Genomic DNA, 24,555 nt, shown 5'->3' with positions numbered 1-24,555 from the left:
CGGCCCCATGACCGATATGAATGCCATCGTCGGCACCCATGATATATTAATGATTACACTCGATACTCTGCGCTACGATGCGGCTGTGCTGGAGGAGGCGAATTGCCCCAATCTGTGCGGCAACGGTCCCTGGGAGAAGCGGCATACCCCAGGCAGCTTCACGTATGCGGCCCATCATGCCTTCTTCGGCGGCTTCCTGCCCACTCCGGCGAACACGAACAAGGCTGAGCATGTGCGGCTGTTCCACTCCAGGAATACCGGGCTGAAGACCCATCCCCATACCTGGCTGTTCGATACACCGGACATGGTGTCGGGGCTGGCAGCGGCGGGTTATCAGACCGTGTGTATCGGGGGCGTGATCTTTTTCAGCAAAAAAGTGCCCCTCGCCCGCGTCCTCCCCGGTTATTTCCAGCAGAGCTACTGGCGGATGACCTTCGGGGTCACGAACCCGCGCTCGACGGAGCATCAAGTGAATCACGCGCTCAAGCTGCTCGGCAGCACCCCGCTGGACCAGCGGCTGTTCCTGTTCATGAATGTCTCGGCGATCCATGGCCCGAACCATATGTTTCTGCCGGGTGCGCGCAAGGACTCAGTGGACAGCCAGCGCGCAGCGCTGCGATATGCCGACGGGGAGCTGGGGCGTCTGTTCGATGCGTTCCGGAAGCGGGGCAATCCGGTATTCTGTCTGGCTTTTTCCGATCACGGTACGGCTTACGGCGAGGACGGCTATCAGGGCCACCGGCTGGCGCATGACACGGTATGGAATGTTCCGTACCGGGAATTTATTTTATAAGCATTGAACTGAAATTTCGATCCCGCACAAGGAAGGAGAACGTATGACGTCCATCCGGCAATCTCTGCATCACATGAACCAAGACGGACACCCTCCCTTCTCCGCTGGGGAGCTTCAGCAATGGACGGAGCAGATCACGGCCCATCCTTACCGCAATTATCTCTATTCCTATCCGCACAAAACCGCTTACCGCGAGTTCGCGTCCCCCCTTCCTTTAGAGGAGCTGTGGCGGGATGAGCCTGCGGAGAGTTTTTTCTTATATATGCATATCCCGTTCTGCGGCGCGCGCTGCGGCTTCTGCAACCTGTTCACGCTGCCTGATAAAAGAGCGAATGTCCACGCCGAATATGTGGATGCGCTGGAACGGCAGGCCCGGCAGTGGGCAGCCTTCACCCGTCACAAGCCTTACGCGCGCTTCGCCATCGGCGGCGGGACCCCCAGTCTCCTTGCTCCTGCGCAGCTGAACCGGCTGTTCAGGATTGCAACGGATATCATGGGGGTTGATCTTAGAACCACCTCTATCTCTGTGGAAACCTCACCCGAGACGCTGACGGAGGAGAAGCTGACGATTCTGAAGGAGCACACCGTGGACCGCGTCAGCATGGGCATCCAGAGCTTCGTGGCCGCCGAGTCGGCTGCGATCTACCGCCCGCAGGACCCGGAGGTGGTGTACCGTGCGCTGGAGCTGCTGGGACAGTTTGATTTTCCCATCCTCAATCTGGACCTGATCTACGGTCTCCCGGGGCAAACGGTGGACTCCTGGCTCTATTCGCTGAACCAGGCGCTATTGCATGAACCGGAGGAAATCTTCCTCTACCCGCTCTACACCCGTGAGCATACGATTGTGAAGCCGGGCGACCTGGTGAATCAGCTGGATATCCGTCATGAATGCTATGAAGCAGCACGTGCAGTACTGGCAGAGCGTGGCTACCGCCAATACTCTATGCGCAGATTCGCCAAAGAGGATGCCGGAACCGGCAAGGATATTCTCGATTACAGCTGCCAGGAGGAAGGGATGGTCGGTCTCGGCTGCGGCGCGCGGTCTTATACCCGGAATGTGCATTATGCCTCCCGTTACGGCGTCAGCCGCAAGGCCACGGAGAGCATTATCGCGGATTATGTTGCCGCAGAGCGTTATGATACAGCCGATTATGGCATCGTACTGAGCCTGGACGAGCAGAAACGCCGGTTCATTCTAAAAGCAACCCTGCACAGCGAAGGGCTGACGATTGCGGATTATAACCAGCGGTTCGGGACTACGCTATGGGAGGACCATCCTGAGCTTGGCCTGTTGGTACAGAGCGGGTTCGCCACGGATGATGAGGGCATTCTGCGGCTGACTCCAGATGGGCTGGGGTACTCCGACTCCATCGGTGACTGGTTCATCTCCGGCGAGATCCGCGAGCAGATGAAGGAGTTCGTCCTGCCATGAAGGCTGTCCTCTACTACCGGGGTTCCCTCTCCTCCTGTAACTATGACTGCCCGTACTGCCCCTTCGGCAAAACCAAAGATAGCGCCGCCACCCTCGCCAAAGACCGCGCAGGTCTTGAGACCTTCGTCCGTTGGGTAGCGGAGCAGGGGGCAGCAGGCCACCGCCTGTCTATCTTTTTCAATCCGTATGGCGAGGGCTTGACGCACCGCTGGTACCGGGAGGCGCTGATTTCGCTGTCCCATATGGAGCATGTGGACAAGGTCGCCATCCAGACCAATCTGTCGGCCCGGCTTGACTTCACCGCAGAGCTGAACCCGGCCAAGACGGCCTTCTGGGCGACTTATCATCCGGGTCAGGTAAGCGAGGACAAGTTCCTGGCACAGTGTATGCAGGTATACCGGCAGGACATTCCTTTCAGTGTGGGCAGTGTGGGGGTGCATAGCGCCTTCCCGGCTATCGCCTCGCTGCGCGCGGCCTTGCCGGAGGACGTCTATCTGTGGGTGAATGCCTACAAGGACAAGCCGGATTATTATACCCCGGAGGATATAAGCTTCCTTAGCGGCATCGATCCGCATTTCCAGATTAATGCGATGGACTACGACAGCCTCGGCGCGAGCTGTAATGCCGGCAACAGCGTGTTCTATGTGCAAGGGCCGGGGCTAGTGAAGCGCTGCTACAAGGACCGCGCGGTCATCGGCAACCTCTACCGTGACGGGCTGGAAGGGCTGGCTGCCCAGCGGAGCTGCCGGATGAAAGTCTGCGACTGTTACATTGGCTATATTCATATGCCGGAGCTGGGCCTGGAGCAGATCTACGGCTCCGGCCTGCTGGAGCGTATTCCTTACGGCACAGGGAGGACAGAGTAATGACTACTGGTAGGCTACAAGTGCCCAAGACCTCTGCCGGGTTAACGATATGGCTTACCGGTCTGTCGGGGGCGGGCAAGTCTACGCTTGCCGCGTTGCTCACAGACCGGCTCCGGGAGCAGGGGCAGGCGGTGGAATGGCTGGACGGCGATGAGCTGCGGCGCAGCCTGGGACGGGGACTCGGCTTCAGCCGCGAGGACCGGTTCGAGAACATCCGCAGGGCGGTGTACCTCGCCGGGATGCTGAACCGGCATGGCGTGATTACCGTAGTCTCGGTAATCAGCCCTTATGCCGAGATGCGCAGCTATGCCCGGCAGGAATTGCCGGGCTTCGTCGAGGTCTATGTGGACTGCCCGCTCCCCGTCTGCGAAGCGCGGGATGTCAAAGGGCTGTATGCCAAGGCCCGCTCCGGTGAGATCCCGGCCTTCACCGGGATCTCCGATCCTTATGAAGCTCCGGCAGACCCGGAGCTGACGCTGCACACTGCGGAGCGTACAGCGGAGCAATGCATGGAAGAGCTGATCAGCTGGCTCACGGAGCATCGGCTTTATCGGCTCTGATGGAATAGGAGTGTGGTGGAATAAGGAGGGGCGTTAATGCCCCTCCTTTGTTTATTTAGCGCATATCCGGGGAATTCAGGTGCACTAGTGCACCTCATTCGTTCATTTTCCCCGCGTCTGCTGAATTCAGGTGCACTAGTGCACCTCATTCGTTCATTTTCCCCGCGCTGAATTCAGGTGCACTACTGCTCCTCATTCGCTCGTTTAGCCCGCGTCTGCTGAATTCAGGTGCACTAGTGCACCTCGTTGATGTGTTTGGCCCGCATCTGCTGCACTCGGAGGCACATTGGAACAAATTGTATGTGATAAACCGAACACAATTGCTGCTACGAGGGTAATCAAACCCAATGTATACGATAAACCAAACACAATAGTGTAGGTAGTATCGCCTTATTAATCTACTCCAGATTACTTATGCGAGTTAGATTGACGGCGCAGGAGAATCACTGCGGCGGCTCCAAGGACTACTATACCTGCACCCGCTCCGGCGTATAGCAGCCAAGGTGCAGAGTTTGTTTCAGGCACGGCCGTTGGATTACTTTCAGTTGTTTTATTTTTTTCAGTTGTTGTGCTATTTTCAGAAGCTGGAGGGTTTGCTGATGTTGGATAGTTTCCAGAGACCGCCCCTGGATCATCAGCGATCCCGGGCGGCTCCGTGGGCGAGCCCCCTGATATTCCGGCGCCAAGCTCATTTAAGTCCTCCTCCGCACCAGAAAAGAATGCGGTCCGGCTGCAGAAGCTGACTGTAAGCTTAGCTGTTCCTCCCCCATCCCCTGCTTTCTCTTCGCCTGCATATACGATGTAACGCTCACCCTTGGTGAACTGGAAGCCGCAGCTCGCCCCAGACTGTGCGGTACTAACAGTCACCTGCTCTCCCATATCCCCCTTCCACCGGGCTCCCACTTGAAAGGTTACCTGCACCGGATCAGCACTAGACTGTACTAGCTTAAATTCCTCTTTCATCGAGACTACCGTTCCCTCAAAAACAGCCGTACTTTTCTCTAGTGCTTCCAGCGGTGAAGGAAACACTGCACAAGAACAGGCATAGGTAACCTGCGGGCGCACAGTCAGCAGTGTCATGAAGATAATTAGCGCACAGAGAGCCATCAGCCAGGCGCTCCGTATTTTCCTTCTCGTTACCATCATCATCACGCTCCTCATAACCCTCAGACGGAAGCTTCCAGAGAAAGGTTACTCTACAACCCAAAAAGTCCCATCTTAGCAAAATAGCCGCAGTTACTCGCTAAGCATACCTAATAGAGATGTAGCCGCAACTATCAGCTGTTACCGTCTTTCCCGTTACTTATTCCTATTCCTGTCACCTATCTCACTGACTACTCCCCCGCCTCAATCTCCCGCGCAATGGCGGTGAGCCGCTGCATTCCCTCACGCAGTAATGCTTCACTGGCAAAAGAATAGCTAAGACGCAGCCAGGATTTCATCTCCCCCAGCGGATCGCAAAGCTCACCGGGAACGAAGGAGATCGACTGCTCCAGGCAACGGGCCAGCAGCTGAGTTACCGGAACACTGTCCGGCAGCTTGACCCACAGATTGAGGCCGCCCTGCGGAGTTGTCCATTCCCAGCCGGTGGCCGCGAGCTCCTCCTCCATAATCTCCTTGTGCACCTGCAGGGCAATCCGCAGCTTGCCGAGATGCTGCTGTAAGCGCGGTGAAGTGTAATAATGCAGGAAAATCTTCTGATTCAGCAGCGGCGTCCCGTTGTCCGCCAAGGACTTGGCCGCGATCAGCCGTTCCATGAACGGATAACGGCAGGCCACCGCGCAGATCCGCAGGCCGGGAGCCACATATTTGCTGAAGCTGCTGATATAAATGACCCAGCCCTCCGTATCATAGGCGAAGAATGGTGCGGGCGGCTCTTCCCCGAAGTACATATCACGGAACGGATCATCCTCCACGAGCAGGCAGCGGTAGCGCTCCGCAAGCTCCACCAGAAGCTTACGCTGCTTCGCCGGAACCGTATACCCCGTCGGGTTATGATGGGTCGGGTTGATGTAGAACATCCGCGGCTTAGCCTTGCGCATCAGCTCCTCCACCGCCGCCAGATCATAGCCCTGCGCCGAGATCTCCACGGCTACCAGCCGTGCCCCTGCCCGCTTGAAAATATCCAGCGCCACACTATACGTAGGCCGCTCCACCAGCACAACATCCATCGGGCCGAGCATGATTCCGGCAATCAGATTGATTGCCTGCTGGGCGCCTGAGGTAATCAGCAGCTCCCGGGCCGACAGCTGGAGCCTATAACGTTCCTCGAAATGGCTGCTCAGCGTAACGCGCAGCTCTTCATCCCCCTGTACGGAGGCGTAGGTGCCCATGACCCTCGGGTAGAGATCGAATACTTTTTTGACATAATCGGACAGGAACAGGTTCGGCAGCAGTCCCGGATCAACCAATGCCTGAGAGAACTGGTACACTACGGGCATACGTTGAATATCGGACATCGGGCTCCTGACCATATATCCAGGCACTGGCGTCCCTTCGTCCGCTGGAGGGTTAAGCCTGCTGCCCGGCGCCACATAATAACCGGATTTGTCTTTGACATACAGCTTGCCGCTCTCGGCCAGCGCCCGGTAGGCCTTGAACACTGTCAGCCGGTGAACCCCCAGCTCCTCCGCCAGCAGCCGGATCGAAGGCAGTTTATCACCAGTCTTCCACTCCCCGCGCTCCATCCGGTTCAGCATGAACTCATAGACTTGGCGGAATAATGGATTATTCTGCCCGGCACCCGCTATTTTTTCCATCAAAAAACTACCGCCTCTCTGCAACCTATACCGGGGTCGCCCCGCTCCATCGCTCCATATTCACTCGACACGGCTCCAGCTGACGCTTGCCGGCTCCTACACATCCCCGCATGCCCCGCCGCTAGCTTCTCTTTGCCCTATTGTACAGCATTCCCCTCCGCAACTGTTCTACTATCTTCAATCTGTTCTGTGCCTATGAGGATATGATTAACTGAAATCTTTAAGAGGGTGACACATTACCACCGCAAAGGGGAACTGAACCATGATTCTGTTAGCTTATTCACTTGTCTGTCTGATCTTCGGCACTACCTTCCTGGCCATCAAAATCGGCGTAGACGCCGGAGCGCCGCCCTTCTTCTCTGCGGGACTGCGTTTTTTCGTGGCGGGTGCGGTGCTGTTCCTGTTCATGGTTCTGAAGGGCAAAGCCCGCTTCTCCCTGCTGCTGCGCAAGGAAATGCTGCTCACGGGAGCAGCCCTGACCTTCGGCACCTTCGCCGCTCTCTACTGGGCGGAACAATATGTATCCTCCGGGCTTGCTGCCGTATTGTCAGCTACCGGACCGATGATGATTCTGCTGATGCAGACGGCCTTCCTGCGCCAAAAAGCTCCCGCCTACTCCCTGCTAGGCTGTATCATCGGCTTCACCGGGGTCCTGCTGCTGGTGCTGCCCAGTCTGGCGGCTGATGTTACTCCGCTCTGGCTGCTCGGCTGTGTGGTGGTGCTGATTGGGGAACTCTGCTACGCGGCGGGGGCAATCTATTCCAAAAAAGTAATCACCACCTTCGCAGGCGAGTCCCCCGTGGCTCTGAACGCAGCCCAGATGATGTACGGCGGGGCGCTGCTGTTCATCATCTCTTTGTTCACTGAGCCGCTGCACCCGTCCTTCCTGTTATCGTTCAAGACAGCAGGTTCCCTGCTCTACCTGACCGTTGTCGGCTCCATGGTTGGACATACACTGTTCTACTGGCTCGTCTCCAAGACGAATCCGGTTTTCCCGTCCACCTGGCTGTATATCTCACCACCGATTGCCGTCGGCGTAGGCTTCTTGTTCTATAACGAAGCGGTCACCTGGGTAACGCTGCTTGGCGTGTTCACGATTATATCCGGAACCATCCTTGTGAATGCCAGCGCACTGAAGCAGCTGTTCTTCAAGCCTAAACCGGTAATCCCCGTTCTGCCAAAAGCAAGCGTTGAACCCCTGGTTCAGGAATAGCTGCTGCGCTTCTCCCGAACACAAACAGCCTGCACCCTGACGTAAAGGGATGCAGGCTGTTCTTTTATCTTCACAGGCTTAGCGCCGACGGGCATATCTGTTACTTCACTTCAGAGCTGAAATACAAATTCAACGGCTGCAATTCCTCATCTGATGAACTTCATGTCATCTACAATCAATCCTGATTATGCGTCATATATATTCGAAAAATATATATGACGTATTATATATTGCAAAAACGATAATTATTGCGTATTATATAAGAAAGTTAGAGAATATTATCCCAAATAGGACGTCTGAATGAAAGGGGGAATCGGCGTACGGTGCTCCTTTTCTACAAGGGGAATACCTGTATCTATAACGTAAACCGGAAAGTGGAGGAAAACTGTGATCGAACTGACAACCCGGCAATTGCAAATTATTGAAATTGTGAAAAAAAGAGCGCCGATTACCGGTGACCAAATCGCGGAAAGCCTCGGCCTCAGCCGGCCGACGATCCGGGGGGACTTGTCCATTCTGGTCATGCTAGAATACGTTGACGCGAAGCCCAAGGTCGGTTACTTCCCCGGCACCAAAGCCGCAGCACGCCACAATAGCCGGGGGCTGCTGCAAGATACCAAGGTTAGTGATATTCAGAGCATCCCGGTGATTATCCGTGAGAATACAACCATTCAGGATGCCGTGGTTACGCTATTTTTGCAGGATGTCGGTACCCTTATTATTTGCAGCAGTGACGGCAAACTGACCGGTGTCGCCTCACGCAAGGATTTCCTCAAGGTTACACTGGGCAATCCGGGCGCGGTAACAATGCCTGTAAGCATGGTGATGACCCGCCAGCCCAAGGTAGTAACGGTCTCGCCCGATGACACGGTGCTTGATGCCGCGCAGCGCATGATTGTTCATGAGGTAGACAGTCTGCCGGTAGTGGTTTCAGGCAGTGGGGAAGGGTCCGATGCAGGGCTGGACGTAGTAGGGCGGCTCACGAAGACTTCCATCGTGAAGCTTTTCCTCGAGCTTGAAGCCAAAGGATAACGGAGGAATCGATTGAGCATGGAGCCAGACACACATTACATTACGATATGCTCGGATTCTATTGGAGATACGGCGGAAGCTGTCGTGCAGGCCGTCATCCACCAATTTCAGAATCAGCGTGTCACCATTAGAAGATACGGTAATGTCAGACATGAAGATGAACTACGCAAATTAATGGAAGAGACGGCTCAGCTTCAGGGTTTCGTAGCTTACACCCTGGTCCAGCCGGAGCTGCGGGAGATGATCCGTGAGGAGGCCGTCAGGCTCGATCTGCGAATTGTTGATATTATGGGCCCGATGATGCAGGCCTTCATCGATACCTTCGATGATGCGCCAGAGGCGCGGCCCGGACTGCTGCATCAGCTTGACGAGGAATACTTCAGCCGGATTGAGGCGATTGAATTCACTGTTGCCTGTGATGACGGACGTGATCTTGGGGCCATGCTCAAGGCGGATATTGTTCTGCTCGGCATGTCCCGCACCTCGAAGACACCGCTCAGTATCTTTCTGGCCCACCGGGGCAAGAAGGTTGTGAATTATCCGGTTGTCCCGGAGGTCGGCCCGCCGCAGCAGCTGCTGAGCCTGCCGCCGAACCGGATCATCGGCCTGACTATGAAGCCCGAGTATATGCTGAAGATCCGCTCCGAGCGCCTGAAGATGCTGGGTTTGCCTACTGGCTCGCAGTATGCCAGCCTCGAACGTATTACGGAAGAAACGGAATATGCGGTAGCCCTATTCGCCAAGCTGGGCTGTCCTGTCATTGATATTACGGATAAGGCGATTGAAGAAACCGCCGGCATTATTATGGGTTATATCTAATTTAACTACAATGGAGGAGATCCTTATGGAACGCGAATTGGCACTGGAAATTGTACGGGTCACTGAACTGGGCGCTTTATCCTCTGCCCGCTGGATTGGCCGGGGCGACAAACATGCGGCGGATGATGCTGCCACAACCGCAATCCGTGCCATGTTCGATTCCGTCTCCATTGACGGAACTGTGGTGATCGGTGAAGGCGAGATGGATGAAGCGCCGATGCTCTATATCGGTGAACGTGTCGGGAACCGAAAGGGTCCTTCCGTGGATGTAGCGGTTGACCCGCTGGAAGGAACGGAGGTAGTCGCCTGCGGGCTGCATAATGCACAGTCCGTGATCGCTATTGCCGACAGAGGCAGCCTGCTGCATGCACCGGATATCTATATGGAGAAGCTGGCCTGCGGGCCGGAGCTCGCCGGGAAGCTAAGCCTGGGCGATCCGGTGGAAGTAACGCTGCGCAAGGCCAGTATGCTCACCGGCAAAGCTCTCCCGGAGCTGACGGTGATGGTGCTGGACCGCACGCGGCATGAGGGATTGATCGCCACTCTGCGTGAAGCAGGAGTGCGTATCAAGCTGATCAATCACGGCGATGTCGCCGGGGCCATTGCCGCTGCGCTACCGGACAGCGATGTCGATCTCTACATGGGCTCCGGCGGAGCCCCGGAAGGCGTACTTGCGGCGGCCGCACTGCGCTGCCTGGGCGGAGAGCTTCAGGGCAGGCTGCTCCCTGAGGGGCCTTTTGAAATGCAGCGCTGTCTGCTGATGGGCCTTGACAACCCTACACGGGTGCTGTCCATGGAGGATATGGTCGGTACAGGCGATGTCATCTTTGCCGCAACCGGAGTGACCTCCGGCGAGTTCCTCAACGGCGTCCGCTTCATCGGCAAGGAACGCGCCGAGACCCATTCGGTGATCATGCGGGCACAGAGCCGCACGATCCGCTACATCCGCAGCATTCATTTCCTGCCCGGCAAGGATATTCCGGAGATCATTCCGGCCAGATCCAATGCAGCCTTTATGTAGTTCCTTAGCGGGTGTTGAATCTTCTGAAGTCTAACGGTTCAATGGATCTACAAAAGGGTTTCCGCAGAGTCCGGCCGGATTTCGCGGAAACCCTTATATTTTCTCGAAAACACAGGAAAGTCTGGTTGTTGAAAACCAGTTGCACAGAAAACCGGAGAAGCTGTTTCTACGGAGGGGACTGATTCTCTGATCCTTCTCGTCAAACAATTTGATCCTGCCGCTATCAGGCTTTTCAAGTAACCCAAGGATATTCAATAGGGTCGTCTTCCCCGAACCGCTTCTTCCCGTAATAGCCTACTATCTCCCCTTTTGAGACCTTATATCAAACAAGGGCCTCCCTAAAGTCCGGCAGGACTTCGGGAAACCCTTGTCTTTTATCATCTTATGCTTATGCGTCATCCGCTGCTCTTGCGCCGCTTAACGAATACGCCCGTGATTTCGGAGCAACTCGCTGTCATCCTTCTCTGTCACTTTACCGAAGGTTCCAGGACGTGCGCCTTCCTGTCTGGCAGCTTCCTGTGCCAGCCGGTCCTCCTCATCCTGGAGCCTGCGGTCGGCTGTATGATCCGGTATCTTATCGATGCCGTTACGCGTGCCGGAATACAGATCGCCTGTCATTCCCGGCCGTTTCATATCCTCCACTGCGCTGCGCTCCGGGAGATCATGCTCTGTGGCTGAATTCATCGTGTCCAGCCCAGTATCATGTCTGCCTTCCAGACCTGAGCCATTGAACGCCGCATCCACCGCGTCTGTGACGGAGTCCCGTGGAGCATTCCTATCCGCAGCCGTTCCCGCAGTGCCGGCATCCCTCATATAGCGGTCAGCATTTGCCGAATTATGGTTGCGGAATACCGTGTATACATCATGTTCGCGGGAGACATCTGCATCCACCATAACCAGAATGTGTCCTTCGTCTACATAGTTGTCATAGCTCGCGGCTTCATCCTCCGGAATGCCTAATCCGATCAGACCGCCGACCAGACCGCCCGTTCCTGCTCCTACCGCTACTCCGGTCAGGGTGGCTGCAATCGGCCCCGCTGCGATAATCGGTCCAATTCCCGGAATCGCGAGAGCACCGATACCTGCCAGCAGTCCGGTCACACCGCCAAGGATACCGCCGGTCGCTGCCCCGGAAGCCATACCCTCCGGCACCTTCGTCCCGGTCTCATCGTTGATCGCTTCCACATCACGTTTATTTCTCGCTATCACTGAGATATCCTCTGTCAGAAAGCCGTGCGCCTTCAAGTCTTCAATCGCCCGTGAAGCTTCATGCTCCGTATGGAACACACCTACAATTTTCTTATTCATAACGATTCCCTCCTGGTAGCTGTTTTAGGTTGTTAATGGTTTGACTCTCGCTTTACTTTCACATCCCTTACTTAACCAAACCCTTCTCCGCGAAACTGGTAACTTTCGATCTTGAGCCGGGTTCCGCAAAAAAATTTATGAAACAGGAAATTGCCTGCCGGACACATTTTCCACAAATTCAGTGATTTGAAGTCAGCTTAGATCACACTGAATTCTCCAATTGATGGCAGTTATTAAGCCTTTGGGAACAATGCTCCAATCTCCTTACAGCGCGGCCAAAAGAGACTATACTCCTCGTATAACAGGTTAGCTACTCTTATAGAATCCAGGGGGAAACCGCGATGAATATGCGTCTGAAGGTACTTAAGAAGCATCTGCTCTTCTGCTGCAGTGAGCACTGCAATAACCAGGATGTAGAGGATGTCATGCAGGAATTCAAGGAGCAACTGGTGGAGCAAGGGATCAACAAGACGGTCAAAATCAACAAAACCAGCTGTCTCGGCCTATGCGGCAACGGCCCTTTTGTCATCGTGTATCCGGACGGGGTCTGGTATTACAATGTAACGACGGAGGATGTGGCCCGTATCGTGGAGGAGCATCTGGTGAACGGTCAGCCTGTAGAAGAGCTGGTTATGCTCAAAATGGAAGCCTGATTCCCTGCATCCCCAGCCAGCCTGCATTCAGCCTCATACTCCTGGTCCCTCCCCTTCCCGGGCTGGGACTATTTGCGGTTGTCCGGTCCTCCTCCTTCTGAGGTATACTAGAGGTATGTGTTCATTAGGAGTGCCAACATCCTTTTAGGAAATGAGGCTGCAAGCATGACAGTATTCAAATATAACGCCCATCGCCCCCACCGGGCCAATCCTGACTTATATCTGCATTACTGGGGCCAGGAGCAGTGCACACCCGGTCATTCGTTCGGACCCGGGGTGCGCAGCCTGTACAAAATCCACTTCATACACGCCGGAACCGGCACGGTAACCGTCGGTGAAGCCACCCATACATTGAACGCAGGGCAGGCCTTCCTCACTTATCCGCATGTGGTCACGCATTATGCCGCAGATCAGGACGACCCGTGGCTGTATTCCTGGATTGCTTTTACCGGGGAGGAGGCAAGTTATCTGCTGTCGCGGACCTCGCTTACCCCGGAGCAGCCGGTGTTCCCGATGGACCAGGTGCTGATGCCCTCGCTGTCTGCCAGGTTATCGGAGACGGGGAGCAGCGGGGAGCTGCTGGATCTGCCGCTGAAGGTGATGCTCTATGAGTTCTTTTCCCTTCTGCTGTGCACAGTCCCGGCTACCGACAGCCCGGCTCCGCGCAGCAGAAGTGTCTATGTCGAGCAGTGCCTGCATTACCTTCAAGCCCACTACGCCGAGAATGTGACGATGGAGAGCCTGTCCGCTTCCCTGAAGCTGGACCGCAAATATATGTCGGCGCTGTTCAAGCGGACAGTCGGCTTGCCGCCCCAGCAATATCTGCTCCAATACCGTATGTCCAAGGCCTGCGAGCTGTTGACGGAGACAGGCTGCACCATTGGGGAGATTTCGCAATCGGTGGGGTATCAGGATGCGTTGCTGTTCTCCCGGATGTTCAAGAAGGTGAAAGGCTGCTCGCCCAAAGAATACCGGCTCCGCCATGCAGATACGGACATTGTGCTATAAAAATCTTCCTTGCTGACATACGATTGAAAGCGTTTATCCGCTACAATTAGGGAGGTATGAAGTCTCGCACAACTCTAACTTAGGAGGAATCCAATATGTATATCGCCAATCCTGAACGCTATGACAAGATGAAATATAACCGCACCGGACGCAGCGGCCTGCTGCTCCCGGCCATCTCCCTCGGGCTGTGGCATAATTTCGGCGGCAATGATGTGTACGAGAACGGCCGCGCCATGGTCCGCCGGGCGTTTGACTTAGGAATCACCCACTTCGACCTCGCTAATAACTACGGCCCTCCTGCCGGCTCAGCGGAAGAGAGCTTCGGCCGGATGCTGAAGACGGATCTCGCGCCTTACCGCGATGAGCTGATCATCTCCAGCAAAGCCGGATACTACATGTGGCCCGGCCCTTACGGCGAATGGGGCTCCAGGAAGTATCTGGTTTCCAGTCTGGATCAGAGCCTTAAGCGGATGGGGCTGGATTATGTAGACATCTACTACCACCACCGCCCGGACCCGAATACACCGCTGGAAGAGACCATGTCCGCTCTTGATTTCCTGGTCCGCCAGGGCAAGGCGCTGTATGTCGGCCTCTCGAACTACAGACCGGAGGAAGCGCGCGAAGCCGCGCATATTCTCCGCCGCCTGGGCACGCCTTGCCTGATCCATCAGCCGAACTATTCGATGATGTCGCGCTGGATCGAGGATGGCCTGCAGGATGTGCTCGAGGAAGAGGGCATCGGCACCATCGCCTTCTCCCCGCTGCAAAAGGGGATTCTGACCGACCGCTACCTGAACGGCATCGCAGCCGATTCCCGTGCAGCCGGACCCAGCGTGTTCCTCTCCGAGAAGGAGCTCACGCCTGAGGTACTGGCCAAGGTTGGCAAGCTGAATGAAATTGCGGCGGCACGCGGACAGAAAATGTCCCAGCTCGCCTTATCGTGGGTGCTGCGCGGCGGCAAGGTGACCTCTGCACTGATCGGAGCAAGCAAGATCAGCCAGATCGAGGATGCCGTAGCTTCACTGAATGCGCCTGAGCTAAGCACTGAAGAGCTGGAGCAGATTGAGACGATTCTGCGCGGATAACCCGGGGCTGGGGCAGATACTGCACCTGCCGAGTCTGCAGATTACAGATATGACGGAAATCCTGCCCACCCGCTCGCGGTGGTGCAGGATTCTTTTTTTGTACAGATATCCCTGACTCGTACCTTATCAGATTTAAAATAGTGGAGCAGACGCAATTTCCCTTCAAATTGCATCTATTTTTCCAAGCGGGCGTTGTTATTCAGGGGCGTTTGGCTTAGCGTAACGGACTGAGATGCTCTTATCCGGGAAGAAAGTCCTCACTTGGGCGATTAGCGGACCGCAAGGACCTTATCCCCTGCCATTCAGCTCCAAAACGTCTCGCAGAAAGACGATAAGGTCCACTGAGTCCGTTACGCTGCAAAAAGTGGCGTTTTCGCGGGGATAAGATCTCTCCGGTCCGTTAGATTTTGGGTGGATAGGGATTAACAAGCATGGATTGGATCAGTAAGACGGAACCACCAAAACTATTATGTTCGGTTTTCCGCATACACTCGGCCTGATACCTTCGCGCAGGCACATTGTATTCGGTTTTTCACATACAATTCCCCCTAATACTTTTACTCTTTTTAAAACTTCAGGTCTCATCACGCCCAACCACAATTTAAAGGCTGATGCTGCACCAGTTGAACCTTGAAGCTGTCCCGCCCGGGTGCTTACGCTATGCCTGAATGCTATAATGAACTCATTCATAACCATCAATACCCATCACTGCGTAACGAAAGGACATCCGATGAAGACTAACCGACTGGGGCAATCTGATTTACATGTAAGTGCCATGGGGCTTGGCTGCATGTCGCTGGGGACCGAGGAAGCGCAGGCCACCGCCATTATCCACGAAGCGCTCGAACGCGGAATTAACTTCCTGGATACTGCCGACCTCTACGATGAGGGCCGCAATGAGGAGATTGTCGGTCAGGCCATCCGGCACCGCCGCGCCGACGTGATCCTGACGACCAAGGTGGGCAACCGCAGAATTCCCGGCAAGGAAGGCTGGAGCTGGGATGCCTCCAAGGCCTATATCCGCTCCGCTGTGAAAGAGAGCCTGCGCAGGCTGCAGACCGATTATATTGACCTATATCAGCTGCATGGAGGAACGCTGGAGGATGATATCGATGAGACGGTTGAAGCTTTCGAGGAGCTGAAGCGGGAAGGGGTGATCCGTCATTACGGCATCTCCTCCATCCGGCCGAACGTGATCCGGGAATATGTGCAGCGTTCCGGTATCGTCAGCGTGATGAGCCAATATAGCATTCTCGACAGACGCCCGGAGGAGAGCATTCTTCCGCTGCTGGGCCGCGCGGGCATCAGCCTGATTGCGCGGGGGCCGCTGGCGAGCGGCATTTTGACCGATCATGGCCATAGTAAGGCGCAGCGGGCGTATCTGGATTATACGCAGGCCGAGCTCACGGCGCTGCATGAGCAGCTGATGAGCCAGACCACCCTTACCCGGACGCTGACGCAGACTGCGCTGCAATATCCGCTGGCCGATCCGGCGGTTGTGGCCATCATCCCGGGGGCCAGCAGCCTGGAGCAGCTGCGGCAGAATATGGCGGCTGCCCGCTCGCAGCCGCTCTCTGCACTTGAGCTTGAAGCTGTGCGGGGTGCCAGCAAAGCAGGACGGTATACCCTGCACGTATAGAGCAGCCTACGCCTAACAGAAGAAGCTGTCCGGAAACTGTAGGCGTTACAGTCTCTGGACAGCTTCTTATTTTTTGCCTTGCTTCATTTTCTACCTATGAGCGCGTTTCCTTGCCTTAACTATCCACGTAATCAATGCAGCCACAAATACCACTGCGGTAATGAGCCAGGTCAGCAGGAACGCCATGCCCAGCCCGATATTGGCATCCAGCGCTTCCCTTCTGCTCTCCAGAATCAGCATCACAGCAAGCGGCGCTCCGCTGGCTATCAGGAGAACCGTCATGCTGTACCGGGCGAAATTCGTCCGCTTCTGAATAGCCGCGTATAAGCACAGGTATGAAGCAATCAATAGTACGAAGGATAATACAGCTTCCCATTCCAGTCTAACCATCGTGTCACCACTCCTTCTCCATAGGAACCGGGGATTGCGTTATAGTATAGCGGCTGCGGCAGGCAGATGCAAATGACACTGCTGCTGAAGCAGCCTAGCCAAAAAACTGCGTAATATAGACCATCGCGAGCAGCCCGAAGATAAACGAATACGTGGAAGGCCGTTCATATCCGTGACCATGGCTCTCCGGGATCAGCTCCTTATACACAATAAAGAGCATCGCTCCGGCAGCGAATGCCAGACCGTACCCGACCACATTCTGTACATAGCTGGCTGTAAAATACCCGATCACGGCCGACACCATCTCCATCAGCCCGGTCAACGCTGCTATCGTCAACGCCTTACGCCGGCTGGCGCGGGCATTCATGAGGAAGATCGCCAGAATCAGCCCTTCCGGCATATTCTGCGCACCGATCGCAATCGCCACCATCGGGCCAAGGCTTGTCTGCTCGCTGGCATAGCTGAAGCCTGTGCTGAGCCCTTCGGGGATGTTATGAATGAACAGCGCAATCATGACAAGCAGCGCTTTGGAATCCAGAGTGCTGAGGCCGGGCTTATTCTCCACATCGATATGCGGTATATGGCTCTCAATCAGATCGAGCAGCAATACGCCGGTAATCAGCCCCAGAGTCAGTGCAGTAATGCCCGATTCCTTGATGGCCTGCGGCATCAGCCCGAACGTGCTTGCAGAGACCATGATCCCGGCGGTGAAGGCCACCAGCACATCCTTCCACAGCTCCGACAGCCGCCTTACGAACAGAATAGGAATAACCCCCAGCACTGTTGCCATTGCAGACAAAAAGCTGCCTAAAAGTGCACCCGCCAAATCTTCAACCCCTTTTGTGGACAGGACTATAGATCAAGCATATGCTCAAGGCAGCTATAAATATGACCTAAGCTTCAGAGTCTCACATACCGTCCCAGCCCCCGGTCTTCAAGCTCCGCCTTCGGGACGAACTGAAGGGCGGCAGAATAGATATGATAATGCTGCTTCGCCGGCTCCGGCCCGTCAAAGGTCAGATACCCCAGATAAGCTCCGCTCAGCCTGCTGCGCAGCACGGTCCGCACCTGCCCGCCGCTATAATCGGCTTCCCGCCGGATCATCCCCTCTTCCACCGGACCCGTGAAGCTGGGCCAGCCTGTGCCGGAATCGAATTTGGCTGCCGAGCTGAATAGCGGATCACCGCTGATCACATCCGTGTATAGCCCCTCCTCGAAGTGGTCCCAATATGCATTCTGGTAGGCTGGCTCCGCGCCCTTGTTCTGGGTGACCTCATATTGCAGCTCTGTAAGCCGGTCCCGAAGCCGCTTCTTGTCCTCACGGCTGTTCCAGTGCAGCGCTGTGAAGTCATCACGGCCCGAGCCCTTCTGATACAGCTTATAATCCAGCGGATGGGTCAGATAATATTGCTGATGCTCCGCTTCCGCCGGATAGAACGGCGCAGCCGGCAGGATGGGCGTCACAATCGGCGCCTTGAAGCGCTTGCTGGCCTTCAGCCTCTCCTTCGACAGCTCCGCCAGCTTCCGCTGCTCTTCATTCTGAACGAAGATCGCCGGAGCGTAAGAAAGGCCCCGGTCCATGAACTGCCCGCCGTCATCCGTCGGATCGATCAGCTGCCAATAGATGTCCAGCAGCCGTTCATATGGGAACAGCTCCGGATCATAGACAATCTGCACCGCCTCCCGGTGCCCGGTAGTTTCCGACCCTACCTCTTCATAGGTCGGATTCTCCGTGTGCCCGCCTGTATAACCTGACACTACCGAGACGATGCCCGGCAGCTCGTCAAACGGCTTGACCATACACCAAAAGCAGCCGCCGGCGAAGGTCGCCAGCTGCAGCGTATCATTCGAAGTCAAACAGACCGCCTCCCTGCATGCTTTTCCCCTATTATATCTGAATATCCCGCTTCTCCAAAGCGGTCAGGGTGATGGTTAGAGACAGCAAGATCCAAGCTGCAGGAATCCACAACGCGCGTATATAATCCTCCGCCCCTGAGAGTAGGATCAGCTGTGAGTTCTCCACGTATATCCCCGAGAACTTGAAAATCTGCGTCATCAGGGAATGCTCAGAAATTGCGCGAAGAACCGCTGAGGAGGCATCCTTGAGATACCCGCTGAGCAGCAGGTTACCGAAGATGAAGAAGAATGCGGCCACCACCGCCGAAGCCGGTTTGCGGATCAGCATCCCCAGCATCATGACTGCTGCACAATAAGCTGCCAGATAGAGCAGGTTCAGTCCCAAGGCTGTCAGACCAGCCGCCAGATCCTCTGTATATCCGGCATGTCCCACCGGAGCTCCTGTAATCAGCGCTGCCGCCAGAGAGAAGAGATAATATAAACCGTAGAACTCCAGCAGCCAGCCCAGAACGGCAAGCAGCTCCAGCACGTATTTACCGGTAAAGTATTTCATCTTGCCATGCCCGGCAGCAATAATATTCTGCACCGAGCCATGCTCAAAGCCTTCGGTTGCAAAAAAACAGGCATGCAGCGGAATAACCAGATAGAACAGGATAGAGAATGAAGCAGCCGTTTTGAGCGGCTCTGCATAACTGCTTAAGGAATAGCCGCCTTTGCCGCCCAGAAGTAGAACAAGTGCGAGGCTGGCTAAGGCGAAGACTGCGGTAACGCTTTTGAAGGCCAGATCCTTACGCAAATAATAGATTTCAGCCTGCCAGAAGTTCCTCATCTTCCGCCGCCCCCGATCAAATCCATATAATACTGCTCCAGATTGGGCGCCGTCAGCTGAAAGCCGTCAACCGGAATCTCCCGCTGCACGAGTAGAGACATCAGTCGCTCCAGATCCACCCCGCTTCTGGGAAGCTCGATCTCTCCGGTCTGCTTAACCCGGATATCCCCGCGGCCAAGCTCCTGCTTCAGCATTTCAGCTACAGCTGCTGCAGGAGAAGATGTGGTAATACAGATCATCACCTGCGCAGACCGCTGCAGTTCAGCAGCCGAAATCTCCTGAATCAGCCGGCCTTGATGAATGAAGCCGTATTTACCGGCCAGCAGCTGCAGCTCACTCAGAATATGGCTGGAGATCAGCAGAGTCACGCCTTGTTCCCTGGACAGTTGCTCCAGGATATGCCTGACCTCCACAATTCCCGCAGGGTCGAGTCCATTCACCGGCTCATCCAGCACCAGGAACTCCGGCCGGTTCAGGAGGGCCACGGCAATTCCCAGCCGCTGGCGCATGCCAAGCGAATACTCGCCCGCCTTCTTCGGTCCCGCCTCATCCAGACCTACAAGCTTCAGCACTTCAGCACTTCTGCCCTTGTCCCTGATGCCGAAGATCCGGCAGTAAAAGCCCAGATTCTCCATAGCATTCATATGCGGATAGAGCGAAGGCCGTTCAATCAGGAAGCCGATCCGGCGTCGGGCCGCAATCTGTTTCTCCTTGCTCTGCTCTCCGAATAAGGCCATCCTTCCGGCTGTCGGATGCACCAGACCGCCGATGATTCTCATCAGCGTTGTTTTGCCTGCCCCGTTCTCCCCCACGAAACCGTATACATCCCCCGCCTCAATTCTCATGCAGAGCTGATCCAGCGCCGCTCCTGTAGGGTACTCCTTGGATAAGCCCTCAGCCTCAAATACCGTTGCCGTCAAAGCAAACACTCCTTTTCCCATTCAAATCTGTTGACGGCTTAACGATACCATCTGGTGTTCCCTCCGCTAACGCAGGTGTCATATTCACGCGAGATCATGTCGTTTTTGAGGATGAAAATGTATAATGTAGGGATAAATGCAAAGGTGGAGAAGCCGATGATTCATATTGCTGTGTGTGACGATGAGCCCCGCGCAGCCGGAGAGGCCGAGCGCCTGATTCTGGAAACCGGGGAACACTTGAACGAGCCTATTGAAATTTCCATATATTATTCAGGAGAAAGCTTTGCCCGGGCCCTCCGGGATGGCAGCCCTTTCGATATTATCTTGATGGACATTGAGCTGGGCGGTCTGGGCGGCATTGCGGCGGGACAACTGCTGAGGGAAGATGACGGCAATGATCCGGTGCAGCTTATCTATATTTCCAGCCATGAAGAATACCATATGCAGCTGTTTGACTTGCGTCCGTCGGGGTTCATGAAAAAGCCGGTAACGCCGGAGATCTTCAAGCAGAAGCTGGTCCGGGCCATACATAAGACCCTCCGTCTCCGGCAGCAGGGCCGGACTAACTTCCTTGCGGTACAGCTGAAGAACCAGGAACTAAGGATTCCTCACAAGTACATTCATTATCTGGAGAGCAGCATCCGGCGGATTATACTGGTTACTCATGATCGGACACTGCAATACTACGGGAAGCTAATAGAGGAGGAGCAGAAGCTGGCGTCCAGCCATTTCGTAAGAATTCACCAGTCCTATATCGTGAACTTCTATTCAATCCAGGCCATCAGCGCCAAAAAAATCATGCTCACCACCGGCTGTGAGCTGCCGGTCAGCAGCAAATATAGCCCCGCTGTGCGCAGGGCCTATCTGAATTTCAGGGGGGAGCTGGTATGAATTCCGTACTCCTCGATGAAATCATTTATCTCGCTGTACTACCGTTCCTGGCAGTCATACTGCATCTCTTCTTCAGCCGCTTCTTCACCTGCCGTGTGGAATCACGGCTGCGGCTGACCGCCCTTTACATGCTGTATATAGGTGTTCATGCCCTGCTCCATCACAGCTCCCTGCCCGGCCTGCTGCTGATGGCTGGCAATATCGGACTGATCCTGGCTCTGTCCCTGCTCTACAGGGGCAGCCTTTCCTCGCAGTTATACGCTGCGGTGTTTATCTCTGCTGTGATTATCCTCAGCGATGCAGCGGTTCCTCTACCGCGTACAGACTTCGGTTACAGGCTCGGCCTGCTGCTCTCGAAGCTGCTCATACTATTGCTCGTGCTTCTGCTGCGCAGGCTGGTGAAAGGCGAGGGCCGGAGCCAGCTGACCGGATGGTTAGGGTCTGTTGTCCTGCTCTGTCCTTGTCTTAGCATTGCGGTATTGCTGCAGTTATCCGGCAGCCCCTTCTTCCAGCTATATCCGCAATTATTTCCTGTCGTTCCCGCCTTGCTGCTCGCTATCAATCTCTTGATCTTCCTCCTGATTGACCGCGTGCTGAGCACACAGTCTGAACGCAGCCAGCGTCTGCTGCTGGAGCAGCAGAACAGCTATTATGTGAACCAGTACCACCGGAACCGGGAATTTCAGGAGGAAGCTCTCCGGTTCCGCCATGACTTCAACCATATTCTGCTGGGCCTGCGCTCCAGATTCCTCAGCGGAGAAGAAGCTGCCTCTACAGCCGAGCTGGACGCTCTGCTGGGCTCGGCTGGACATGCCCAAGCCTACTGCAACACGGGCAATCCGGTTATTGACTCCATTCTGGATTACAAACGGCAGGAAGCATCCACAGCAGAGATAGATCTCCGTCTGGAGCTGAGCCTTCCACCCCGGCTGATGCTGGATACCACTGTTATCAGCGTTATTCTGGGCAATGCCCTTGACAATGCACGGGAAGCAGTCAGCCTGATCCCCAAGGAACAGGGAACAGAACGATACATCGCGGTACATATGCATTATCTGAATGACAGCTTATTTATACGGATTCAGAATCCGTATGCCGGGTCTGTCCTCCAAGGCCCAGGCGGCGAGCTGCTGACGACCAAAAGCGATAAGCGCTCCCACGGGATCGGACTGCGGAATATCCGCCAGACGATGGAGCGGGCCGGCGGGCTGTTTCAGCTTGCTTACAGCGGCCAGCTGTTTCAGCTGGAGCTGGTGCTTTTTCATATAGAGAGAGATGAACGTGGCGGAGGACAGGTGTCCGAGGGGGAATGATGGGGAATGGGGACTACTTCAGTTTCTTGCGTTCGCTGCGGGGCTTGGGCCTATGGTTGTTGTCCCATAATTCCTTATGCATCAAGCCTGCGAATACAAGCATGACAAGCGTCAGCACCAGCACATACTCCCGCAGAATATCGGAGAAGCTGCCGGACAAATTCAGCCCGAGAATGATGTTCAGCCTTCCCCACAGCAGATTGAGACACAGGAGCGCTACCGCCCCATAAGTTACCCACACACTGCGGAGATACAAATTATAGGTGCGCATAGGCCCCCGTCCGATGAAATATTTGCTGTAACGGATAACATATGCGGTAAAAGCGATCAAGGCGATCAGTTCCAGTGTAATCAGTACCAAGTCAATAATGTCCATGCAGATCATCTCCCCTTCTACCTAAGCCAGTGCGGTGCAGATCAATAAGCCTCTCTAGATCATTGGATTCATACGCCTCCTGAATTTGGCCCAGGGTCTCAATTTCCCGTTTGACCCGGCTGGGCTTCAGCTCGTGCTTGCGAAAGATATCGAGGAGCTTCACTTGTTGACGACCTCCTCATCATTAGGTTTTCTCTCTGCGGTTCCTCTCTCAATCAGCAGCTTCACGAGCGTACGGTTATATTCGCTAAGCTGCTTCTCATTCTCCTCATCGCGTTTCTGATAGTTCTGGATTACTTTCTCTTTATTCGCAATTTGCTTAACACTCCAGATCAAGGCAGTAGATAACAGAACATTCAGCACGACTGAACCGTTGTTATCTGCGAAAAGGCCAGTCAATGCACTGAAATCCATCTGTATCCCCCCATTTCCTAATGTAATCGGAACGGATTCGCGCCTTTACCCTCTTGTCCACATATGGCGCAGTCCATTGCCGCCACTTTATAGAATCCCCCTCAACCTAATCTACTCTAGCAATTGCCATTCTGATTGGGTTGAGCAGCAAAAAAAAACCGGAGGACCCGTAATCCGGGCCCTCCGGAGAAGGCTTAAACAGAGATTATTTGAGTTCCGAGATCCGCCGGACCAGGGAATCATACAGGTAGATCAGGTCGCCGGAGGGCTTGATGCCAAGCTCGCGGCTCAGCAGCCGTACATAATCTGTATAGACGGCATTCAGACCTTTTTTGTCTCCGGCCAGCTCGTGAACGGCCATCAGCTGGCGGATCACCGATTCATCCAGCGGATTCCGCTTGTTCAGCTTCAGCAGCAGCTTGGAGGCCGCAGCGGAATCCCGGCTGGCAATGAGCGCTGCGGCCAGCCGTTTGACGAAGGAGGCATACAATTCGGCATAACGCTCTGTCTCATGGATGGCCCACACATAAGCCTTGTCGCCGAACAGCTCCCCTGTATAGAGCTGCTCGATACGCATAGCCCTCTCTATATCCGGGGGTTCTATGGTGTGCAAGGCGGATGCCTTCTGTTCAAATTCCAGATAGTCCATAACCGGCGCCTGAAGCTCAAGCGCATACCCGTCGTTCTCCGAACGGATGGCTTCCCGCAGGCCCAGCGGCTCCAGAGATTTGCGCAGTTGATAGACGGTAGTGTTAAGATAGCTCTCCGCATTGGCCTTATGCATGCCGCCGAAGATATCCGCAACCAGCCTGGAACGGGGGACGCGCTTCCCCCGGAGCAGCAGCAGATAGGCAAACAGCTCAGCACATTTACGGGAGGTCCATTTGACCCGGCCTGCCCCGCTGCTGACGGCAACATCCCCGAGCATCGTGAGCGTTACCCGGCCGGAACCGGCCGGAGCCTGCACCTCCGGCTGGGGGGAGAGCCGTGCCGGAGCAGCCCGCCGCTGGGTAAGCACCCGGTTCACTGTGCGCGCAAGCCGCTCCTGGGAGACCGGCTTGACCAAATAATCCAGCACGGACAAGTCGTAAGCCTCCAGGGCAAATTCCTTATGTGAGGTCACAAACACAATTTGCACCGGAGAACCGGCAGCCGCCAGCCTGGCTGCAAAGGCCATGCCGCCTTCTCCCGGCATAGAGAGGTCTACGAAGGCAAGCTCCACATCCGGGTGCTCCACCAGAAAGGCAGCAGCCGACTTCGTATCTGTGAACGTACCCGCAAGCTCAACTTCAGGCAGCTTAAGCAGCATAGTGCTAAGGATCAGATGCATCATCCGTTCATCATCGACCAGTATAACCTTCATTTGCATATCTCCTC

Annotated in this window: 27 protein-coding genes; 14 read left to right on the top strand and 13 right to left on the bottom strand. The window is 55.2% G+C overall.

Annotation, left to right across the window (positions count from 1 at the left end):
* The first annotated feature begins 7 nt into the window (after positions 1 to 7).
* From NST04_RS28100 to cysC, 4 genes are all read left to right on the top strand, one after another.
* Complete coding sequence (locus NST04_RS28100) at positions 8 to 793, top strand: STM4013/SEN3800 family hydrolase (RefSeq protein WP_341187196.1); 786 nt, start codon at positions 8 to 10, stop codon at positions 791 to 793.
* A 73-nt stretch (positions 794 to 866) separates the two neighbouring features.
* Positions 867 to 2,225: an STM4012 family radical SAM protein gene (locus NST04_RS28095; protein WP_341188072.1), complete on the top strand. Its 1,359-nt coding sequence runs from the start codon at positions 867 to 869 to the stop codon at positions 2,223 to 2,225.
* Positions 2,222 to 3,091: an STM4011 family radical SAM protein gene (locus NST04_RS28090; protein WP_341187195.1), complete on the top strand. Its 870-nt coding sequence runs from the start codon at positions 2,222 to 2,224 to the stop codon at positions 3,089 to 3,091. Before NST04_RS28095 ends, NST04_RS28090 begins: the two co-directional genes overlap by 4 nt.
* On the top strand, positions 3,091 to 3,651 hold the full coding sequence (gene cysC / locus NST04_RS28085) for an adenylyl-sulfate kinase (RefSeq protein WP_341187194.1): 561 nt from the start codon (positions 3,091 to 3,093) through the stop codon (positions 3,649 to 3,651). Before NST04_RS28090 ends, cysC begins: the two co-directional genes overlap by 1 nt.
* A 408-nt stretch (positions 3,652 to 4,059) precedes the next feature.
* Here the strand turns inward: cysC and NST04_RS28080 are convergent, their stop codons facing one another.
* Complete coding sequence (locus NST04_RS28080; protein WP_341187193.1) at positions 4,060 to 4,800, bottom strand: hypothetical protein; 741 nt, start codon at positions 4,798 to 4,800, stop codon at positions 4,060 to 4,062.
* A 185-nt stretch (positions 4,801 to 4,985) separates the two neighbouring features.
* Positions 4,986 to 6,410, bottom strand: coding sequence for an aminotransferase-like domain-containing protein (locus tag NST04_RS28075; RefSeq protein ID WP_341187192.1), 1,425 nt, complete (start codon positions 6,408 to 6,410; stop codon positions 4,986 to 4,988).
* 262 nt (positions 6,411 to 6,672) lie between these two features.
* Between NST04_RS28075 and NST04_RS28070 the strand changes: the two genes are divergently transcribed.
* The 4 genes from NST04_RS28070 to glpX all read left to right on the top strand — a co-directional run bounded on the left by NST04_RS28070 (position 6,673) and on the right by glpX (position 10,495).
* On the top strand, positions 6,673 to 7,623 hold the full coding sequence (locus tag NST04_RS28070; protein WP_341187191.1) for a DMT family transporter: 951 nt from the start codon (positions 6,673 to 6,675) through the stop codon (positions 7,621 to 7,623).
* 387 nt (positions 7,624 to 8,010) lie between these two features.
* Positions 8,011 to 8,655, top strand: coding sequence for a helix-turn-helix transcriptional regulator (locus NST04_RS28065; protein ID WP_341187190.1), 645 nt, complete (start codon positions 8,011 to 8,013; stop codon positions 8,653 to 8,655).
* Between the two features lie 18 nt (positions 8,656 to 8,673).
* The gene (locus NST04_RS28060; protein ID WP_341187189.1) at positions 8,674 to 9,474 is read left to right on the top strand and encodes a pyruvate, water dikinase regulatory protein; all 801 of its coding nucleotides are present in this window, start codon (positions 8,674 to 8,676) and stop codon (positions 9,472 to 9,474) included.
* A 25-nt stretch (positions 9,475 to 9,499) separates the two neighbouring features.
* The gene (gene glpX / locus NST04_RS28055; RefSeq protein ID WP_341187188.1) at positions 9,500 to 10,495 is read left to right on the top strand and encodes a class II fructose-bisphosphatase; all 996 of its coding nucleotides are present in this window, start codon (positions 9,500 to 9,502) and stop codon (positions 10,493 to 10,495) included.
* Positions 10,496 to 10,588: 93 nt separating this feature from the next.
* Here the strand turns inward: glpX and NST04_RS34085 are convergent, their stop codons facing one another.
* A complete protein-coding gene (locus NST04_RS34085; protein WP_445667961.1) occupies positions 10,589 to 10,750 on the bottom strand; it encodes a hypothetical protein in 162 nt (53 codons plus the stop codon).
* 162 nt (positions 10,751 to 10,912) lie between these two features.
* On the bottom strand, positions 10,913 to 11,803 hold the full coding sequence (locus NST04_RS34080; RefSeq protein ID WP_445667960.1) for a general stress protein: 891 nt from the start codon (positions 11,801 to 11,803) through the stop codon (positions 10,913 to 10,915).
* Between the two features lie 341 nt (positions 11,804 to 12,144).
* Here NST04_RS34080 and NST04_RS28040 point away from each other — a divergent pair, with 341 nt between their 5' ends.
* The 4 genes from NST04_RS28040 to NST04_RS28025 all read left to right on the top strand — a co-directional run bounded on the left by NST04_RS28040 (position 12,145) and on the right by NST04_RS28025 (position 16,188).
* Positions 12,145 to 12,456, top strand: a complete 312-nt coding sequence (locus tag NST04_RS28040; protein ID WP_051493345.1) for a (2Fe-2S) ferredoxin domain-containing protein — start codon at positions 12,145 to 12,147, stop codon at positions 12,454 to 12,456.
* A gap of 165 nt (positions 12,457 to 12,621) precedes the next feature.
* Positions 12,622 to 13,464 (top strand): AraC family transcriptional regulator, encoded by an 843-nt coding sequence (locus tag NST04_RS28035; RefSeq protein ID WP_341187187.1) that lies wholly within the window; start codon positions 12,622 to 12,624, stop codon positions 13,462 to 13,464.
* Positions 13,465 to 13,559: 95 nt separating this feature from the next.
* Positions 13,560 to 14,549, top strand: coding sequence for an aldo/keto reductase (locus tag NST04_RS28030; RefSeq protein WP_341187186.1), 990 nt, complete (start codon positions 13,560 to 13,562; stop codon positions 14,547 to 14,549).
* Positions 14,550 to 15,279: 730 nt separating this feature from the next.
* Positions 15,280 to 16,188: an aldo/keto reductase gene (locus NST04_RS28025; protein ID WP_341187185.1), complete on the top strand. Its 909-nt coding sequence runs from the start codon at positions 15,280 to 15,282 to the stop codon at positions 16,186 to 16,188.
* A 90-nt stretch (positions 16,189 to 16,278) separates the two neighbouring features.
* Here the strand turns inward: NST04_RS28025 and NST04_RS28020 are convergent, their stop codons facing one another.
* The 5 genes from NST04_RS28020 to NST04_RS28000 form a co-directional block, all read right to left on the bottom strand.
* The gene (locus NST04_RS28020) at positions 16,279 to 16,578 is read right to left on the bottom strand and encodes a hypothetical protein (RefSeq protein ID WP_339222639.1); all 300 of its coding nucleotides are present in this window, start codon (positions 16,576 to 16,578) and stop codon (positions 16,279 to 16,281) included.
* 94 nt (positions 16,579 to 16,672) lie between these two features.
* Entirely contained in the window at positions 16,673 to 17,404 is a 732-nt protein-coding gene (locus NST04_RS28015) for a ZIP family metal transporter (protein ID WP_036693754.1), read from the bottom strand.
* A 74-nt stretch (positions 17,405 to 17,478) separates the two neighbouring features.
* A complete protein-coding gene (msrA, locus tag NST04_RS28010) occupies positions 17,479 to 18,435 on the bottom strand; it encodes a peptide-methionine (S)-S-oxide reductase MsrA (RefSeq protein WP_341187184.1) in 957 nt (318 codons plus the stop codon).
* A 31-nt stretch (positions 18,436 to 18,466) separates the two neighbouring features.
* Complete coding sequence (locus NST04_RS28005; RefSeq protein WP_341187183.1) at positions 18,467 to 19,264, bottom strand: hypothetical protein; 798 nt, start codon at positions 19,262 to 19,264, stop codon at positions 18,467 to 18,469.
* Positions 19,261 to 20,205, bottom strand: coding sequence for an ATP-binding cassette domain-containing protein (locus tag NST04_RS28000; RefSeq protein WP_341187182.1), 945 nt, complete (start codon positions 20,203 to 20,205; stop codon positions 19,261 to 19,263). The genes NST04_RS28005 and NST04_RS28000 overlap by 4 nt, the downstream gene beginning before the upstream one ends.
* 135 nt (positions 20,206 to 20,340) lie before the next feature.
* Between NST04_RS28000 and NST04_RS27995 the strand changes: the two genes are divergently transcribed.
* Both NST04_RS27995 and NST04_RS27990 read left to right on the top strand, forming a co-directional pair.
* A complete protein-coding gene (locus NST04_RS27995) occupies positions 20,341 to 21,075 on the top strand; it encodes a LytR/AlgR family response regulator transcription factor (protein ID WP_341187181.1) in 735 nt (244 codons plus the stop codon).
* Positions 21,072 to 22,388 carry an ATP-binding protein gene (locus NST04_RS27990; RefSeq protein WP_341187180.1) on the top strand — a complete coding sequence of 439 codons (1,317 nt, stop codon included), beginning with the start codon at positions 21,072 to 21,074 and terminating at the stop codon, positions 22,386 to 22,388. The genes NST04_RS27995 and NST04_RS27990 overlap by 4 nt, the downstream gene beginning before the upstream one ends.
* Before the next feature lie 13 nt (positions 22,389 to 22,401).
* Here NST04_RS27990 and NST04_RS27985 read toward each other — a convergent pair whose 3' ends face one another.
* The 4 genes from NST04_RS27985 to NST04_RS27970 all read right to left on the bottom strand — a co-directional run bounded on the left by NST04_RS27985 (position 22,402) and on the right by NST04_RS27970 (position 24,541).
* Positions 22,402 to 22,764 carry a hypothetical protein gene (locus NST04_RS27985; protein WP_341187179.1) on the bottom strand — a complete coding sequence of 121 codons (363 nt, stop codon included), beginning with the start codon at positions 22,762 to 22,764 and terminating at the stop codon, positions 22,402 to 22,404.
* On the bottom strand, positions 22,751 to 22,927 hold the full coding sequence (locus tag NST04_RS27980; RefSeq protein WP_155991288.1) for a hypothetical protein: 177 nt from the start codon (positions 22,925 to 22,927) through the stop codon (positions 22,751 to 22,753). The genes NST04_RS27985 and NST04_RS27980 overlap by 14 nt, the downstream gene beginning before the upstream one ends.
* Positions 22,924 to 23,178: a hypothetical protein gene (locus tag NST04_RS27975; protein ID WP_341187178.1), complete on the bottom strand. Its 255-nt coding sequence runs from the start codon at positions 23,176 to 23,178 to the stop codon at positions 22,924 to 22,926. Before NST04_RS27975 ends, NST04_RS27980 begins: the two co-directional genes overlap by 4 nt.
* Before the next feature lie 205 nt (positions 23,179 to 23,383).
* Entirely contained in the window at positions 23,384 to 24,541 is a 1,158-nt protein-coding gene (locus tag NST04_RS27970) for a response regulator (protein WP_341187177.1), read from the bottom strand.
* Positions 24,542 to 24,555 lie beyond the last annotated feature (14 nt).

The sequence above is a fragment of the Paenibacillus sp. FSL H7-0756 genome, assembly GCF_038006765.1.
Lineage (GTDB): Bacteria > Bacillota > Bacilli > Paenibacillales > Paenibacillaceae > Paenibacillus_AQ.
Note: the sequence above shows the minus strand (reverse complement) of the source record. Positions and strands in the feature narration are given on the sequence as shown.